General features: G+C 67.0%; 15 protein-coding genes. 12 read left to right on the forward strand and 3 right to left on the reverse strand.

Translation table 11 applies throughout. The features are described from left to right. The first annotated feature begins 38 nt into the window (after positions 1-38). Both gndA and CFB49_RS19730 read left to right on the forward strand, forming a co-directional pair. Positions 39-1,451, forward strand: a complete 1,413-nt coding sequence (gene gndA, locus CFB49_RS19725; RefSeq protein ID WP_006479382.1) for an NADP-dependent phosphogluconate dehydrogenase — start codon at positions 39-41, stop codon at positions 1,449-1,451. A gap of 200 nt (positions 1,452-1,651) precedes the next feature. Continuing rightward, positions 1,652-1,996: a DUF4148 domain-containing protein gene (locus tag CFB49_RS19730; protein WP_069618486.1), complete on the forward strand. Its 345-nt coding sequence runs from the start codon at positions 1,652-1,654 to the stop codon at positions 1,994-1,996. A 111-nt stretch (positions 1,997-2,107) separates the two neighbouring features. On the opposite strand, the gene CFB49_RS19735 is transcribed toward CFB49_RS19730, so the two are convergent. Then, entirely contained in the window at positions 2,108-2,428 is a 321-nt protein-coding gene (locus tag CFB49_RS19735; protein WP_011694691.1) for a hypothetical protein, read from the reverse strand. A gap of 419 nt (positions 2,429-2,847) precedes the next feature. Between CFB49_RS19735 and CFB49_RS19740 the strand changes: the two genes are divergently transcribed. Further along, positions 2,848-3,582, forward strand: a complete 735-nt coding sequence (locus CFB49_RS19740; protein ID WP_069618485.1) for a M23 family metallopeptidase — start codon at positions 2,848-2,850, stop codon at positions 3,580-3,582. A gap of 66 nt (positions 3,583-3,648) precedes the next feature. Here the strand turns inward: CFB49_RS19740 and CFB49_RS19745 are convergent, their stop codons facing one another. Beyond that, complete coding sequence (locus tag CFB49_RS19745) at positions 3,649-4,287, reverse strand: Pr6Pr family membrane protein (RefSeq protein ID WP_069618667.1); 639 nt, start codon at positions 4,285-4,287, stop codon at positions 3,649-3,651. 228 nt (positions 4,288-4,515) lie between these two features. Between CFB49_RS19745 and CFB49_RS19750 the strand changes: the two genes are divergently transcribed. From CFB49_RS19750 to CFB49_RS19775, 5 genes are all read left to right on the forward strand, one after another. Beyond that, positions 4,516-5,052 carry a cytochrome b gene (locus CFB49_RS19750; RefSeq protein ID WP_089436179.1) on the forward strand — a complete coding sequence of 179 codons (537 nt, stop codon included), beginning with the start codon at positions 4,516-4,518 and terminating at the stop codon, positions 5,050-5,052. 158 nt (positions 5,053-5,210) lie between these two features. Continuing rightward, positions 5,211-5,579 carry a DUF2946 domain-containing protein gene (locus CFB49_RS19755; RefSeq protein WP_089492089.1) on the forward strand — a complete coding sequence of 123 codons (369 nt, stop codon included), beginning with the start codon at positions 5,211-5,213 and terminating at the stop codon, positions 5,577-5,579. 82 nt (positions 5,580-5,661) lie between these two features. Then, positions 5,662-7,794: a TonB-dependent copper receptor gene (locus CFB49_RS19765; protein ID WP_089492090.1), complete on the forward strand. Its 2,133-nt coding sequence runs from the start codon at positions 5,662-5,664 to the stop codon at positions 7,792-7,794. A gap of 221 nt (positions 7,795-8,015) precedes the next feature. Further along, the gene (locus CFB49_RS19770; protein ID WP_089492091.1) at positions 8,016-9,110 is read left to right on the forward strand and encodes a triacylglycerol lipase; all 1,095 of its coding nucleotides are present in this window, start codon (positions 8,016-8,018) and stop codon (positions 9,108-9,110) included. A gap of 3 nt (positions 9,111-9,113) precedes the next feature. Beyond that, entirely contained in the window at positions 9,114-10,148 is a 1,035-nt protein-coding gene (locus tag CFB49_RS19775) for a lipase secretion chaperone (RefSeq protein WP_089492092.1), read from the forward strand. 30 nt (positions 10,149-10,178) lie between these two features. On the opposite strand, the gene pdxR is transcribed toward CFB49_RS19775, so the two are convergent. Then, positions 10,179-11,702 carry a MocR-like pyridoxine biosynthesis transcription factor PdxR gene (pdxR, locus tag CFB49_RS19780; protein ID WP_089492093.1) on the reverse strand — a complete coding sequence of 508 codons (1,524 nt, stop codon included), beginning with the start codon at positions 11,700-11,702 and terminating at the stop codon, positions 10,179-10,181. Between the two features lie 187 nt (positions 11,703-11,889). On the opposite strand from pdxR, the gene CFB49_RS19785 reads away from it, so the two are divergent. The 4 genes from CFB49_RS19785 (at position 11,890) to CFB49_RS19800 (ending at position 16,367) form a co-directional block, all read left to right on the forward strand. Continuing rightward, on the forward strand, positions 11,890-12,993 hold the full coding sequence (locus CFB49_RS19785; RefSeq protein ID WP_089492094.1) for an ABC transporter ATP-binding protein: 1,104 nt from the start codon (positions 11,890-11,892) through the stop codon (positions 12,991-12,993). Between the two features lie 76 nt (positions 12,994-13,069). Next, positions 13,070-14,116, forward strand: a complete 1,047-nt coding sequence (locus CFB49_RS19790) for an ABC transporter substrate-binding protein (protein ID WP_089436186.1) — start codon at positions 13,070-13,072, stop codon at positions 14,114-14,116. Positions 14,117-14,227: 111 nt separating this feature from the next. Then, entirely contained in the window at positions 14,228-15,493 is a 1,266-nt protein-coding gene (locus tag CFB49_RS19795) for an ABC transporter permease (RefSeq protein ID WP_069618665.1), read from the forward strand. Between the two features lie 37 nt (positions 15,494-15,530). Next, positions 15,531-16,367: an ABC transporter permease gene (locus CFB49_RS19800; RefSeq protein ID WP_089437063.1), complete on the forward strand. Its 837-nt coding sequence runs from the start codon at positions 15,531-15,533 to the stop codon at positions 16,365-16,367. The last annotated feature ends 158 nt before the right edge of the window (positions 16,368-16,525 follow it).

Below are 16,525 nucleotides of genomic sequence, written 5' to 3' on the forward strand. Positions count from 1 at the left end.
GCTCGGGTCGCGCCCCGTTTTTTCCGGAGAATTGACTAATGGGCAAACAAGCAATCGGTGTGATCGGGCTCGCGGTGATGGGCCGCAATCTCGCACTCAATATCGAGAGCCGCGGTTACGCGGTGTCGGTGTTCAACCGCAGTCGCGAGAAAACCGACGAACTGATCGCCGAATTCCCCGGCCGCAATCTGGTGCCGACCTATACGCTCGAGGAATTCGTCGCGTCGCTCGAAACGCCGCGCCGGATCCTGATGATGGTGAAGGCCGGGGAAGCCACCGATGCGACGATCGCATCGCTGAAGCCGCTGCTCGAAAAGGGCGACGTGCTGATCGACGGCGGCAATACGCACTTTACCGACACGATCCGCCGCAACCAGGAACTCGCGCAGTCGGGCCTGCATTTCATCGGCACCGGCGTGTCGGGCGGCGAAGAGGGCGCGCTGCGCGGTCCGTCGATCATGCCGGGCGGCCAGCGCGACGCGTACGATCTCGTCGAGCCGATCCTCAAGCAGATCGCCGCGAAGGCGCCGTCGGACGGCGAGCCGTGCGTCGCGTACATGGGCCCGGACGGAGCGGGCCACTACGTGAAGATGGTCCACAACGGCATCGAATACGGCGACATGCAGCTGATCGCCGAAAGCTACTCGGTGCTGAAGGACGTTGCGGGCCTGACCAACGACGAACTCGGCGCGGTGTACACCGAATGGAACCAGGGCGAGCTCGACAGCTACCTGATCGAGATCACGTCGAAGATCTTCGGCAAGAAGGACGAAGAGACCGGCAAGCACCTCGTCGACGTGATCCTCGATCGCGCCGCGCAGAAGGGCACCGGCAAATGGACGAGCCAGAACGCGCTGGATCTCGGCGTGCCGCTGCCGCTCATCACGGAGTCGGTGTTCGCGCGCGTGCTGTCGTCGCTGAAGACCGAGCGCGTCGCGGCGAGCAAGATCCTGTCGGGCCCGGCCGCCGCGCCGTTCGACGGCGATCGCGCCGCGTTCGTCGAAGCGGTGCGCCGCGCGCTGTACCTGAGCAAGGTGATCTCGTACGCGCAGGGCTTCGCGCAACTGCGCACGGCGTCGGAAGAATACGGCTGGAACCTCGATCTCGGGACGATCGCGAAGATCTTCCGCGCGGGCTGCATCATCCGCGCGCGCTTCCTGCAGAAGATCACCGACGCATACGCGAAGGATCCGGCGCTCGCGAACCTGCTGCTCGACCCGTACTTCAAGGACATCGCCGCGAACTACCAGACCGCGCTGCGCGACGTCGTGGTGGCCGCGGTGAAGGCCGGCGTGCCGGTTCCGGCGTTCGCATCGGCGGTCGCGTACTTCGACAGCTATCGTTCCGAGCGGCTGCCGGCGAATCTTGTGCAGGCGCAGCGCGACTTCTTCGGCGCGCATACGTTCGAGCGCACCGACAAGCCGGGCAGCTTCCACGCGAACTGGTCCTGACCGGCTGGCGAGGACAGCATTGTTGCGAAAATCTATTCTCTGAATAGGGTTTTTCTATCCCGGATGCCAGCATTGTTGGCTCCGGGGAAACAGTGTTTTCGTTCTTTCATGGTTTTCCCTAGGTGTTGCCGGGACTAAACTCTGTTCCATCGCTGCAGACATGGTGTGTGCGGCGGAGCAAAAAAATCCCGGAGGTAATCATGAAATCGCTGATCGCAACGTTCGCTGCTGCTGCTGTCCTCGCCGTCCCCGCCGTCTCGTTCGCCCAACAGAACGCGCCCGTCACCCGTGCCCAGGTGAAGGCCGAACTGGTCCAGCTCCAACAGGCCGGCTACAAGCTGGGCAGCGACCGGACCAACTACCCGGAAGGCATCCAGGCTGCTGAAGCACGTGTGAACCCGCAACAGAACGTCGCTGCCGCCGACACGACCGGCTACGGCGCACAACCGGCCGCCGGCCAGGAATCGGGCGTACCGGCTGCCGCCAAGACCGGCTGGCAAGTCAAGCGTATCGCTGACGGCGCACCGGTCTACAAGGGTCGTTAATGGTACGGCCGCGCTGGCGACCCAATCTGACCCCCTGTAGTACAACAGCCCGTCGTTCCGCATAACGGAACGACGGGCTGTTTTCATTGGCGGCGCGCAATGCGCCGGCATTCAGTGCAGCGGGCGTCTGCCGCGCCCGATATCGCGGAACAGCGCTTCCGCCGGTTCCAGCACCTGCAGCCACGTTTCGTCGTAACCGCTCAGCGTGTCGAGCGCGTCGCGCAGCCGTTCGATCGCGAGGACCGGCAGCTCGACGCTGTGGCGCGTGGCGCCGGTCAGGTGCGTGACGCTCGCCAGCTGGACGAGAGCATCGGCCGCTTCGGCGACGTCGGTCGCGAACAGCAGGTGCCGGTTGAGCAATTCGACCAGACCGCTGGAACCGGCGAAATCGTCGGCGTCGAGCTGCACGGAAAGAAACGTCGCGTTATTCATTGTCATGCTCCTCGTTGTCGTTGGATCGCGCTGCGCATCACCGAGTATAGGCGGCGATCGAAGCGGACAATATGACGCCGCCGATCCGGCAGCCGCCGGGGGCGCCTCCGCGAAAAACCGCAAGCGGCCACCGGGCGGCCCGCCCGACACGGCTCGCAGGCCGCCGGGGGCCCGCGCGACGCCGCAAGATTGTTTCCGGATCGGGCAACTGTCGGGGCCCTGACCGCGACAAATGGTATCTTTGCCGATCGGGACGATGCGAAAAAGGGCCGGTGAGCGCTTCGCACCCACGTTCCGCTGTGGAAACTGACGGCCGCGAAAGCGGTCGGATACTGATTGATCCGGCCGTTCGGCCGGACATCGTGCGTCGCGCGCCGGGGGGCGGTGGGCGGCGCAACGACGCAAATCCGGGAGGACCCTTGAGAGAAACTATTCCCATCCACGACGCGCTCACGCGCTGGCTGCCGCAGGCGGCGCTCGTCGCCGCGGCCATTGCGCTGGCGGGCTGCACGATGACGCCGTGGACCGACAGCTGGCAGCCCACGCGCCAGCCGGCGCCCACGTCGGCGGCGACGCCGGGCGTGATTGCCGGTTATTACCGCGTGAACCCGGGCGATACGCTGGCGGGCATCGCGAACGCCTACGGGCAGCGCGTGCAGGACGTCGCCAACTGGAACCGCATGGCGCCCACGGACGCCGTGTCGCCGGGCCAGGTTCTGCGGGTCGCGCCGCCGCAGGCCGCGACCTCGTACGGGCAACCGCCCGCGGCCGCCGCCCAGCCGGGCTCGCTCGCATGGCCGGCCACGGGCGTCGTCGCGGCGCCGTTCTCGGCCGGCAAGACGCGCGGCGTCGTGATCGCCGCATCCGGGCCCGACCATTCGGTGCGGGCCGCGGCAAACGGGCGCGTCGTGTACGCCGGCTCCGGCGTCAAGGCATACGGTCCGCTCGTGATCCTGAAGCACGACAACGGGCTCATCACGGCCTACGGGCACAACGGCAAGCTGCTCGTCAACGAAGGCGACGCGGTGCGTCAGGGCCAGCCGGTCGCCGAAATGGGCATCGACGCGAGCGGTCGCTCGACGTTCGAGTTCGAAGTCCGCCAGAACGGCAAGGTCGTCGATCCGATGAACTTCCTGCCGCGCAACGGCGGTTGATCGTCGGTATCGCCACGTGTGCGCCTGCCGGCGCACACGTTCCCGCCTCTTTCACCTTTCCCGCCTTCATCCTTCCTTAAGCGTCGCGCTGCCAGACTGTCTCGCATGATTACCGAGCCAGCAAATGCACAACGCGAGCGCCGCCGCGCCGAGCGCGATCAGCGAACACTGGATCGCGACGGGCAGGTAGCCGTGCGGCCGCGGATCGACGAACGGGTAGGGGTACCAGTTCTCCACCGCGCCGCGCACGAGCGTATAGCCGAGATAGACGACCGGAAAGCCGAGCCACGCGAACGCACTGCGGCGCGGAATCGGCGAGCGCGGTTCGACATACAGCCAGTCGCACAGCATCACGAGCGGCACGATCCGGTGCAATACCCAGTTGTTGAACGCCGGCGTGACGTGGAGCAGCGCATCGAGCCGCGCAAGCAGCAACTCGTAGACGATCGCGGTGATCAGCACGTACAGCACGGCCGCGCCGCGCATCGATTCGTAGCGGGCCGAGCCGGGGCGCGCGATGCGCCACAGCCCCGCGGCCAGTATCGCGGCCGCGTAGAGGCTGCTCAGTTGCGTGAAGTAGCTGAGGTAGTTGCCGAGATGGAAGCTTGGCAGGCGCCAGTAGTCGGCGACGCTGTGCAGCGTGGTGGACACCGCGAGCAATGCGGCGATCAGCCGGTAGGCCGCAACGAAGAACGCTTTGCTCATGATGCCCGCGCGCCGTCGCACCAAAGCTTCATCGTGCCACAGCCGCCCGGGCGCGCGATGCGGATTTTCCATAGGACGCGCCGACGCGCGGCGCGCGCCGACGATTCATCGGATATTTGATCGCGCCGTGCAAGACCGGACGCCCGTGCGGCTACAATCGCCACAGCTTTGCCGGGCGCCGACCGTTTGCAGTAGGCGCCCCTTCCCGAATACGACACGAGACGAAGCATGAAAAACATCCTCGCAAAACAGACGCGCTACAGCTCGCCCGCGATCTTCTTCCACTGGGCCATCTTCCTGCTGGTCGCGCTGGCCTACCTGGCCATCGAGATCCGCGGACCGAAGGGTAGCGACAGCCGGGCGTTCTGGATGAACGTGCACCTGACGGCCGGTACGTTCGTCCTCGTGCTGTCGGTGCTGCGCGTGCTGTGGCGCGTCGTCAGCCGCGTGCCGGAACCGATTCCGCAGACGACGCTGCTGCGCTGGCTGTCGAAGCTCGCGCATTTTGCGCTTTACGCGTTCATCATCGCGCAGCCGCTGCTCGGCATCATGACGATCAACATGGGCGGCAAGCCGGTGTCGCTCGACTGGCTCGGCGTGTCGTTCACGCTGTTCGGCCCCGACAAGGCGCTGCGGCCCACGATCAAGGAGGTGCACGAGCTGATCGGCAATGCGTTCTACTTCGTGATCGGCCTGCATGCGCTGGCCGCGCTCTACCATCATTTCATCCGGCGCGACGACGTGCTGCGGCGCATGGTTCCCTGATCGTCCGGCTGCCGGCACGTGCAGCACGCGGGGGCGCATGGTTGTGTCGACAACCATGCGCCCCCGGTTCGTTTACCGTGCGTCCGCACTGGTCATCACGTTGAACATTCTGTAACATCGCGGCTGTTTTTTTACATTCCGCTGACTCGTTGCCGTACATGCTGCACCGACATCGTCACCTGACTGCCTGGCTTGGCCTGCTCGCGATCTGGATCGCGATCGCGGCGCCGCTGGTGTCGCAGTGGCGTATCGCACAGACGGCCACGCCCGAGGCGATCGTCTGCAGTACGGAGCATGCTGCGCATCGTTCGTCCGATGCGCGCGGCATGCAAGATCATGCGCTGCATCTCGACGCATGCGGCTACTGCGGCTTCTTCGCGCATAGCCCGGCCATCGGCGCGCCTGCCGCCGTGTCGGTCGGCTCCATTCCCGTCGTTTCCGTTTCCGCCGTCGCGTCGCTTGCCGTCGCGGCACGCGGCGACCGCTATCCGCGCGCCTATCCGCGCGCACCGCCCGAGCGCGTCTGACGCGTTTCTTCCGTTCTTATCACCGCCACTATCCGTGCGGCCCGTCGAGGCCGCGTGGAGGGCGTCACTCGGGCTTTCGATCATGACCAATTCCCAGTTGCGTGCGCCGCGGGCGCTACGCAATGCCGGTGTGCGGCCTCTGCCGCGCATGCTGAAACTCACCGTTCCCGCGCTCGCCGTCGGCGCGCTGGCCGCGAGCGCTGCCGCTGCCGACACCACGCGTGCTGAAGGTGCGCCGACGGGCGATGCGGCCATGCTGTTGCCGCCCGTCGAAGTCGTCGCGTCGCCGCTGTCGACGCCGCTCGTCGTCGTCACGGATCCGAAGGCGCCGCGCCAGCCGCTGCCCGCCAGCGACGGCGCCGATTACCTGAAGACGATTCCGGGCTTCACGTCGATCCGCAGCGGCGGCACGAACGGCGACCCCGTGCTGCGCGGGATGTTCGGATCGCGGCTGAACATCCTCGCGAACGGGATGCCGACGCTTGGCGCGTGCCCGAACCGGATGGATGCGCCGACGTCGTACATCGCGCCGGAAAGCTATGACAAGGTCACCGTCGTGAAGGGGCCGCAGACCGTGCTGTACGGTCCGGGCGCGTCGGCGGGCACCGTGCTGTTCGAACGCGTGACGCCGCGTTTCGAGCGACCCGGCATGCGCGTCGACGGCAGCCTCGTCGGCGGATCGTTCGGCCGCAACGACCAGAACGTCGACCTGACCGCCGGCACGCCGGACGTCTATGGCCGCGTCACCGCGAACCACGCGCATTCGCAGGACTACCAGGACGGCAACGGCAACACCGTGCCGTCGCAGTGGGACAAATGGAACGCCGATGCAGCGCTCGGCTGGACGCCCGACGACCATACGCGCGTCGAGCTGACCGCCGGCACTGGCGACGGCTATGCGCGCTATGCGGGCCGCGGAATGGACGGCGCGCATTTTCGCCGCGAGACGTTCGGGCTGTCGTTCGACAAGCGGCATCTGGGCGGCGTGCTCGACCGGATCGAGGCGCGCGTGTACTACAACGAAGCCGATCACGTGATGGACAACTACACGTTGCGGCAGCCCGACCCGACGAGCAGCATGCCGATGCGCATGGCCGCGGACGTGCGGCGCCGCACGGTCGGCGCGCGTGCGGCCGCGACGTTGCGCTTCGGCGACGACGTCAAGCTCGTCACGGGTGTCGATGCGCAGTCGAACCGGCTCGATTCGCGTTCGTCGATGGGATGGCAGAACTACCGCGACCAGCCGTGGGATGCGCAGGCGACGATGTGGAACGCGGGCGTGTTCGGCGAGCTGACGTGGTATGCGAGCGACGTCGCGCGCGTGATCGGCGGCGCGCGCGTCGACTATGCGAGCGCACGCGACAAGCGCGCGATGAAGCGCGGGATGATGACGAGCAAGCCGAATCCGACTTTCGACGACGATCGGACGAAGGTGCTGCCGAGCGGCTTCGTGCGCTACGAGCGCGATCTCGCGTCGCTGCCCGTCACGTGGTACGCGGGGATCGGCCACGCGGAGCGTTATCCGGACTACTGGGAACTGTTTTCCGCGACGCGCGGGCCGGCCGGTTCGGTCAACGCATTCTCGGCGGTGCAGCCGGAGAAGACCACCCAGCTCGACGTCGGCGCGCAATACAAGAGCGACCGGTTCGATGCGTGGGTGTCCGCGTACGCGGGCTACGTCCAGGACTTCATCCTGTTCAACTATGCGGCCGGCATGATGGACCCGAGCACGCAGGCCACCAACGTCAACGCGCAGATCATGGGCGGCGAAGCCGGCGTGTCGTGGCGGCCGGTCGCGCCGCTGCGCGTCGAGACGTCGCTCGCGTATGCGTGGGGGCGCAACGTGGCGAACGGCGATCCGCTGCCGCAGATGCCGCCGCTCGAAGCGCGCATCGGGCTCGAATACACGCGCGGCGCATGGTCGGCGGGCGGGCTGTGGCGCGTCGTTGCGCCGCAGCATCGCTACGCGCCGAACGAGGGCAACGTGGTCGGCAAGGACTTCGGCCCGAGCGCCGGATTCGGCGTGTTGTCGCTGCATACGCAGTACAACGTCAGCAAGACCGTACAGATCTCGGTCGGCGTCGATAACGTGCTGAACAAGGCCTACACCGAGCATTTGAACCTCGCCGGCAATGCCGGATTCGGCTATCCGGCGAACGCGCCGGTCATGGAGCCGGGGCGTACCGCATGGGTGCGCGTGAGCGCGAAGCTGTAGCCCGGATCGCGCGTGTGCGTCGCAGCATGCGCGTGCCTGAACGCCGCACCGCCCGAACGGGCGGCGCGCGTCAACCGATTAGAGAGCCGTATCTAGTCGGGGCGCAAACGTTCGCGAGTCGTGCTTCACTCCCGCATTCGACCCACGCGGTGCGCGCAATGCGGCGTGCGTGTCGATCCGGTGTCATCCGCACCGGCAGCACAATAATCAGGAGAACATGCATGGCCAGATCGATGCGTTCAAGGGTAATGGCAGGGGCAGTGGCATGCGCGATGAGCGTCGCGCCGTTCGCGGCGACGATCGCGGTGACGACGCTCGCGACGACGCACACGGCAATGGCGGCAACCGCGCCCGCCGACAACTATGCGACGACGCGCTATCCGATCATTCTCGTGCACGGGCTGACCGGCACCGACAAGTATGCGGGCGTACTCGACTACTGGTACGGCATCCAGGAAGACTTGCAGCAGCATGGCGCGACCGTCTACGTCGCGAACCTGTCGGGCTTCCAGAGCGACGACGGCCCGAACGGGCGCGGCGAACAGCTGCTCGCTTACGTGAAGACGGTGCTCGCCGCGACCGGCGCGACCAAGGTCAATCTCGTCGGGCACAGCCAGGGCGGGCTGACGTCGCGCTATGTCGCGGCCGTCGCACCCGATCTCGTCGCGTCGGTGACGACGATCGGCACGCCGCATCGCGGCTCCGAGTTCGCCGACTTCGTGCAGGGCGTGCTCGCATACGATCCGACCGGGTTGTCGTCGACGGTGATCGCCGCGTTCGTCAATGTGTTCGGGCTCCTGACGAGCAGCAGCCACAACACGAATCAGGACGCGCTCGCGTCACTGAAGACGCTGACGACCGCGCAGGCCGCCACCTACAACCAGAACTATCCGAGCGCGGGCCTCGGCGCGCCCGGAAGCTGCCAGACCGGCGCGCCGACCGAAACCGTCGGCGGCAACACGCATCTGCTGTATTCGTGGGCCGGCACGGCGATCCAGCCGACGCTTTCCGTGCTCGGCGTGACGGGCGCGACGGACACGAGCACGATTCCGGTCGTCGATCCGGCGAACGCGCTCGACCTGTCGACACTCGCGCTGCTTGGCACGGGCACGGTGATGATCAACCGAGGCTCGGGCCAGAACGACGGGCTCGTATCGAAGTGCAGCGCGCTGTACGGCAAGGTGCTGAGCACGAGCTACAAGTGGAACCACATCGACGAGATCAACCAGCTGCTCGGCGTGCGCGGCGCGTATGCGGAAGATCCGGTCGCGGTGATCCGCACGCATGCGAACCGGTTGAAACTCGCGGGCGTGTGATCGATGGCGGCACGTGAAGGGCGCGCGCCGCTGGCGCGGCGCGCGGCGATCTACGGTGTGGTGGGACTGGTGGCGATTGCCGGCGTCGCGATGTGGAGCGCTGCGGGATCGCATCGCGGCACGGGCGCCGCGGCTGACGTGCCGGATGCGGCCGCGACGGGCGGCGTGGCGGCCGCTGCGCCGCAGCCGGCCGTACCGGCCAGTGCGGGGTTGCCGACGTCGCTCGCCGGTTCCAGCGCGCCGCGCCTGCCGCTCGATGCGGGCGGCCATCTCGCGAAATCGCGCGCAGTGCGCGATTTCTTCGACTATTGCCTGACCGCGCAGAGCGACCTGAGCGCGGCCGCGCTCGATGCGTTCGTCGTGCGCGAGATTGCCGCGCAGCTCGACGGCTCGGTCGCACAGGCCGAGGCGCTCGACGTGTGGCGCCGGTACCGCGCGTATCTCGATGCGCTCGCCAAATTGAGCGATGCCGGTGCGGTCGACAAGGCTGACCTGGGCGCGTTGCAGCTCGCGCTCGACCAGCGCGCGTCGATCGCGTATCGCACGCTCGGCGACTGGAGCCAGCCGTTCTTCGGCGCGGAGCAGTGGCGTCAGCGCTATGACCTCGCGCGATTGAAGATTGCCCAGGATCGCTCATTGACCGACGCGCAGAAGGCCGAGCGGCTCGCGGCGCTCGAGCAGCAGATGCCGGCCGACGAACGCGCGGCGCGGCAGCAGGTGGACCGGCAGCGCGCCGCGATCGACCAGATCGCGCAATTGCAGAAGCGCGGCGCGACGCCTGACGCGATGCGCGCGCAATTGACGCAGACGCTCGGCCCCGAAGCCGCCGCGCGCGTCGCTCAGATGCAGCAGGACGATGCATCGTGGCAGAGCCGTTACTCGGACTACGCGGCGCAGCGTGAGCAGATCGAGTCGGCCGGCCTGTCGCCGCAGGACCGCGACGCGCAGATCGCCGCACTGCGGCAGCGTGTGTTCACGAAGCCCGGCGAAGCCGTGCGCGCGGCGTCGCTCGATCGCGGAGCGGGCAGCGCGCATTGACGAACCGGGCGCCGCCGTGTGCGGCAGGCTTCACGCGGCGCGTGTGACGTTCCGCGGCAGATGTTGCTCGATGGTATCGGCGAGCGTGTCGAACGCGGGGCGGATGCTTTCGTGCGCGACGCATGCATAGCCGAGCAACAAACCCTGCCGCGCGGTATCGAGGCTGCTGTAGTAGCTGGTGAGCGGGCGCACGATCACGCCCGCGTCGAATGCGCTCTGCGTGACCGCGCGATCGTCGCACGCGTCGGGCAGGCCGAGCACCAGATGCAGGCCGGCCTCGTCGCCCATCACCGGCAGCGCGTCGCCGAAGCGCGCGCGGATCGCGTCGATCATCAGTTGCCGGCGCTCGCCGTACAGCGTGCGCATTCGTCTGACGTGCGAAGTGAGGTGGCCGTCCATGATGAATTCGGCGAGCACGGCCTGCTGCATCAGCTGGCCTTCCCGATACAGCTCCGACAGCCCGGTGCGGAAGGTGTCGACCAGATGCTCGGGTACGACCATGTAGCCCATCCGCAACCCCGGGAACAGCATCTTGCCGAGACTGCCGACATAGATCACGCGGCCACCCTCGTCGAGCCCCTGCAGCGACGCGAGCGGGCGGCTGCCGTAACGGAATTCGCTGTCGTAGTCGTCCTCGATGATCCAGCAGCGGTGCTGGCGCGCATATTCGAGCAGCATGCGGCGCCGCGCGAGGCTCATCACCATCCCGAGCGGGTACTGATGCGACGGCGTGACGAGCACGAGCCGCGGCGGATGCTGCATGTCGCTCGCGCGCGGGTCGAGCCCTTCCTGGTCGACCGGCACCGGCGCGAGCGTGAGGCCGGCCGCCTGCAGCACGCTGCGCACGCCCCAGTAGCACGGTTCCTCGACCCACGCGCGATCGCCGATGTCGGACAGCAGCCGCACCGCGAGATCGATCGACTGATGAATACCGGTCGTGATGATCACCTGGTCCGGCGAGCATTTGACCGAGCGCGCGACGCGCAGGTAGTCGGCGAGCGCGCGCCGCAGCGGCCGGTAGCCGCCGCCCGGCGCATAGGTCAGCAGTTCCGGATTGGCCTCCTTCCACAGCCGCGCCTGCAGCCGGCTCCACGTGCGGCTCGGGAATTCCGCCACGTCCGGCACGCCCGGCATGAACGCCCCCCACTGGCGCCGCGACACGCCCGCATGCTCGACCAGTTGCCGCCCGCGCATCGACAGGCTGCCCTGTGCGTCGGGCGGCGGCAGTTCGTCGGCGGCCGACGGCGGCGGCGCGGCGCCCGGCACACGGATCGCCGCGGCGTCCGGCCGCGTGTCGGCCACGTAGGTGCCGCTGCCGGTCGTCGTCAGCACGTAGCCTTCGGCCGTCAGCTGGTCGTACACGTGCAGCACCGTATTGCGCGCGATCGACAGGTCGCCCGCGAGCGTGCGCGAACTCGGCAGCTTTGTGCCGGGCCCCAATTCCCCGGTCAGGATGGCCTGCTGCATCAGTTGCAGCAGTTGCCGGTACATCGGTTCGGGCGAGTTGCGGTCCAGACGGGCGGACAGCCAGTCGGCGAGGATCACGGTATCCAAAGTGGTCCTACTAGGAATATTGAAATGGTTCCCTAGTATAGAACCGTGCGGGCCGTATAGTCGGTCCATCTCACAAGAAAACGCCGGGCCGCCCCAAGTTTTCTTGACCCCCTCGGGGGGCCTGGCGCGCAGCGACAGGTTTGGGGCGTTCATAAACGTTTTGTTGCGCAGCAAGGGGACAGCCACGATGAAGTCCGATGATGTGATCGTCAGCTTTCGCGGCGTGCGGAAGACCTACGACGGCGAGACGCTGGTCGTCAAATCGCTCGACCTCGACATCCACCGAGGGGAATTCCTGACGCTGCTCGGGCCGTCCGGCTCGGGCAAGACGACCTGCCTGATGATGCTCGCCGGCTTCGAATTCCCGACCGGCGGCGAGATCCGCCTCGACGGCGAGCTGCTGAACAACGTGCCGCCGCACAAGCGCAACATCGGCATGGTGTTCCAGAACTACGCGCTGTTTCCGCACCTGACGGTCGAGCAGAACGTCGCGTATCCGCTGACGGTGCGCAAGCTGCCGGCCGCCGAGCGCGCGGAGCGCGTCGCGCATGCGCTGAAGATGGTGCAGATGGAGCGCTTCGCGAAACGCTATCCGGCGCAACTGTCGGGCGGCCAGCAGCAGCGCATCGCGCTGGCCCGCGCGCTCGTGTTCGAGCCGAAGCTGGTGCTGATGGACGAGCCGCTCGGCGCGCTCGACAAGCAGCTGCGCGAACACATGCAGTACGAACTGAAGGCGCTGCACGAAAAGCTCGGCGTGACCTTCGTGTACGTGACCCACGACCAGGGCGAGGCGTTGACGATGTCCGATCGCGTCGCCGTGTTCGACAAGGGCATCGTGCAGCAGCTCGACACCGTCGACCGCCTGTACGAATCGCCATGCAACGAATTCGTCGCGAACTTCATCGGCGACAGCAACCGGCTGCGCGGCACCATCGCGCGCGTCGACGGCGAATTCTGCGAATTCCGGCTCGACGACGGCACGAAGCTCGTCGGCCGCCATATCGGCGAAGCCGCCGAGGGCGCATCGGCCGTCGCGTGCATCCGCCCCGAGCGCATGAGTCTTGCCACACACGGCGCGAACGGCGCGAATGGCGCCGCCGCCAATTGCGTGAGCGGCGAGGCGCGCAGCCTCATCTATTTCGGCGATCACGTGCGCATGCGCTGCGCACTGCCGGGCCAGGACGAATGCTTCGTGAAGGTGCCGCTCGGCACCGGCGCGCTCGACGCGTTCTCGCCCGGCGCACCGGTCTCGCTTGCGTTCTCGCCCGAACACCTGCGCGTGTTCGCGTGAGCATGGTTTACCCGGTTTTCCGCAGCACGTCGTCAACAACAAAGCCTACTTCCACCACGAGAGGAGAGGAACCATCATGAAACGAGCAAGCTTTACCGCCCGCCGCACGGCGCTCGCGCTGGCACTGGTCGCGTTCGGTGCATCGGCCACCGCTGCCGAGCTCACGGTCGTCAACTTCGGCGGCGCGAACGGCGACGCGCAGAAGGTCGCGTTCAACCAGCCGTTCGAGAAGGCGACCGGCAACAAGGTCACGGCCGTCGAGTACAACGGCGAGCAGGCGAAGGTGAAGGCGATGGTCGAGGCGAAGCACGTCAACTGGGACGTGGTCGAAGTCGAATCGGGCGACCTGAACCGCGGCTGCGACGAAGGGCTGTACGAGAAGCTCGACTGGTCGAAGATCGCGAAGAAATCCGACCTGATTCCGGAAGCGCCGCAGGTGTGCGGCGTGGGCTTCTTCGTGTGGTCGACCGCACTGTCGTACAACGCGGACAAGCTGAAGTCGGCGCCGACCGGCTGGGCCGATTTCTGGAACGTGAAGAAATTCCCCGGCAAGCGCGGGATGCGCAAGGGCGCGCGGTACAACCTCGAATTCGCGCTGATGGCCGACGGCGTCGCGACGAAGGACGTCTACAAGGTGCTCGGCACGAAGGCCGGCCAGGATCGCGCGTTCAAGAAGCTCGACGAGCTGAAGCCGTACATCCAGTGGTGGGAAGCGGGCGCGCAGCCGCCGCAGTTCCTGGTGGCCGGCGACGTCGTGATGTCGACCGCGTACAACGGCCGCATCGACGCCGCGCAGAAGGAAGGCAAGAACCTGAAGGTCGTGTGGAACGGCAGCATCTACGACCTCGACTACTGGGCGATTCCGAAGGGCTCGCCGAACAAGGCGCTGGCCGAGCAGTACATCGCTTACTCGCTGACGCCGAAGCCGCAGCAGGCGTATGCGCAGCACATCGCGTACGGCCCGACGAACGTCGCCGCGATCAAGTCGCTCGATGCGAAGACGCTCGCCAACTTGCCGAACTCGCCGGCCAACGGCAAGAACGCGGTACTGGAGGACATCGGCTTCTGGACCGACCACAGCGACGAGCTCGAACAGCGCTTCGCCGCGTGGGCAACGAAGTAACCGGTCAGGCATCCTCACGGGTGTCGTGATGCAACCGGCCGCGCGACGCGTCGATCGCGTCGCGCGGCATTCCGCCGGAACGTGCCCGGCCGGAGAAAACCGTTGGATACGATGACGATCGCGCCTTCCTCGCCGTCGACCGCCGCGCTCAAGCGCGAGCTGAAGGCCGCCGAGTCCCGCAAGCGCACGATGGCGCTGCTGCTGATCGCGCCGCTCGCGATTTTCCTGCTGCTGATTTTCGTCGTGCCGATCGGCACGCTGCTCACGCGCGCGGTGCAGAACCCGGAGATCGCGACCGCGTTGCCGAACACGGTCGCCGCGTTGTCGGGCTGGGACCGCAAGACGCCGCCGGCGGATGCGGCCTATGTCGCGCTCGCGGCCGACATGACGAAGGTGGCCGACAGCGAGGCGATGGGCGCGCTCGCGCGGCGCCTGAACACCGAGATTCCCGGCTATCGCTCGCTCGTCGCGAAGACGGCGCGTGCAATGCCGCTGAAGGGCGACGGTAACGCGGGCGACGCGGCGCTGACGCCCGCGCAGACCCGCGCGAAATTCATCGATCTCGATGCGCGCTGGGGCGACGTCGCATACTGGCAGTCGATCGCGAAGAACGGCAGCCAGGTGTCGCCGTTCTACCTGCTCGCCGCTCTCGATCACAAGCAGGACGGCTTCGGCCATATCGTGCAGGCCGATCCCGACCAGTCGATCTACCTCGCGATCTTCGGGCGCACGTTCGTGATCGGCGTGGCCGTCACGCTGTTCGCGCTGCTGCTCGGCTATCCGCTCGCGTACTGGATCTCGACGCTGTCGGAACGGCGTGCGAACCTCGTGATGATCCTCGTGCTGATTCCGTTCTGGACATCGGTGCTCGTGCGCGTCGCCGCATGGATCGTGCTGCTTCAAAGCGAAGGGCTTATCAACACGGCGCTGCTCGGCAGCGGGCTGATCTCGCATCCGCTGACGCTGCTGTTCAACCGCGTCGGCGTGTACATCTCGATGACGCACATCCTGCTGCCGTTCATGATCCTGCCGCTCTACAGCGTGATGAAGTCGATCCCGCCGACCTATCAGCGCGCGGCCGTGTCGCTCGGCAGCCATCCGTTCGCCGCGTTCTGGCGCGTGTACGTGCCGCAGACCTATCCGGGCGTCGGCGCGGGCGCGCTGCTCGTGTTCATCCTCGCGATCGGCTACTACATCACGCCCGCGCTGCTCGGCGGGCCGAACGACCAGATGGTCAGCTACTACGTCGCGTACTTCACGAACGTGACGATCAACTGGGGCATGGCGTGTGCGCTCGGCGGGCTGCTGCTCGCGGCGACACTCGTGCTGTATGCGGTGTACGGGCGCTTCACGCGCACCAACGTGAGCCTCGGCTGAGCGCCGGGCACAGGGAAACGGGAAGGGGATGCCGATCATGAAACTCGCCAGGCCGCTGTTCGCGCCGCACATGTCGTTCGTCGAGCGCGCGTGGTACGTCGCGCTGCGCGTGCTCGTCGTGCTGACGCTGCTGTACCTGATCCTGCCGGTGCTCGCGATCGTGCCGCTGTCGTTCTCGTCGAGCACGTTCCTCGTCTATCCGATCCCGGGCTTCTCGATGCGCTGGTACGAGAACCTGCTCGCCTCGGACGAGTGGCGGATGGCCGCGAAGAACAGCTTCATCGTCGCGCCGTCGGCGACCGTCGTCGCGACCGTGCTCGGCACGCTCGCGGCCATCGGCCTGACGAAAGCCGACTTCCGCGGCAAGGGGCTGCTGATGGCCGTACTGTTGTCGCCGATGATCGTGCCCGTCGTCGTGGTCGGCGTCGGCATGTACCTGTTCTTCGCACCGCTCGGTCTCGCGAATACCTACACGGGGCTGATCGCCGCGCACGCGGCGCTTGGCGTGCCGTTCGTCGTGACGACGGTGGCCGCGACGCTGCAGGGCTTCAACCATAACCTCGTGCGCGCGAGCCTGTCGCTCGGCGCGAATCCGGTCACGACCTTCTTCCGCGTGACGCTGCCGGTGATCGCGCCGGGCGTGATGTCGGGCGCGCTGTTCGCGTTCGCGACGTCGTTCGACGAAGTGGTCGTCACGCTGTTCCTCGCGGGCGCCGACCAGACGACGCTGCCGCGCCAGATGTTCACGGGCATCCGCGAAAACATCAGTCCGACGATCGCTGCGCTCGCAACGATCCTGATCATCTTCTCGACGAGCCTGCTGCTCGCGCTCGAATGGCTGCGCGGCCGCAATGCGCGGCGTGCGGTGTCGTAAATAGCGGCGGCCGGCCGAACGCCGTCCGGCAGGCCGCGAGCCCGCCGATCGTTGCTTCTTCGATGATGCCGCGCGCGCGGCGCGGCGTGCCGAAGCTTTCGTTTCGCTGACTGACGAAGCGCTCGCCTGCACGTTCGATACGGCTCTGCAACAATACG

Origin of the sequence: Burkholderia sp. AU17457, assembly GCF_002223255.1 — a bacterium.
GTDB lineage: Bacteria > Pseudomonadota > Gammaproteobacteria > Burkholderiales > Burkholderiaceae > Burkholderia > Burkholderia sola.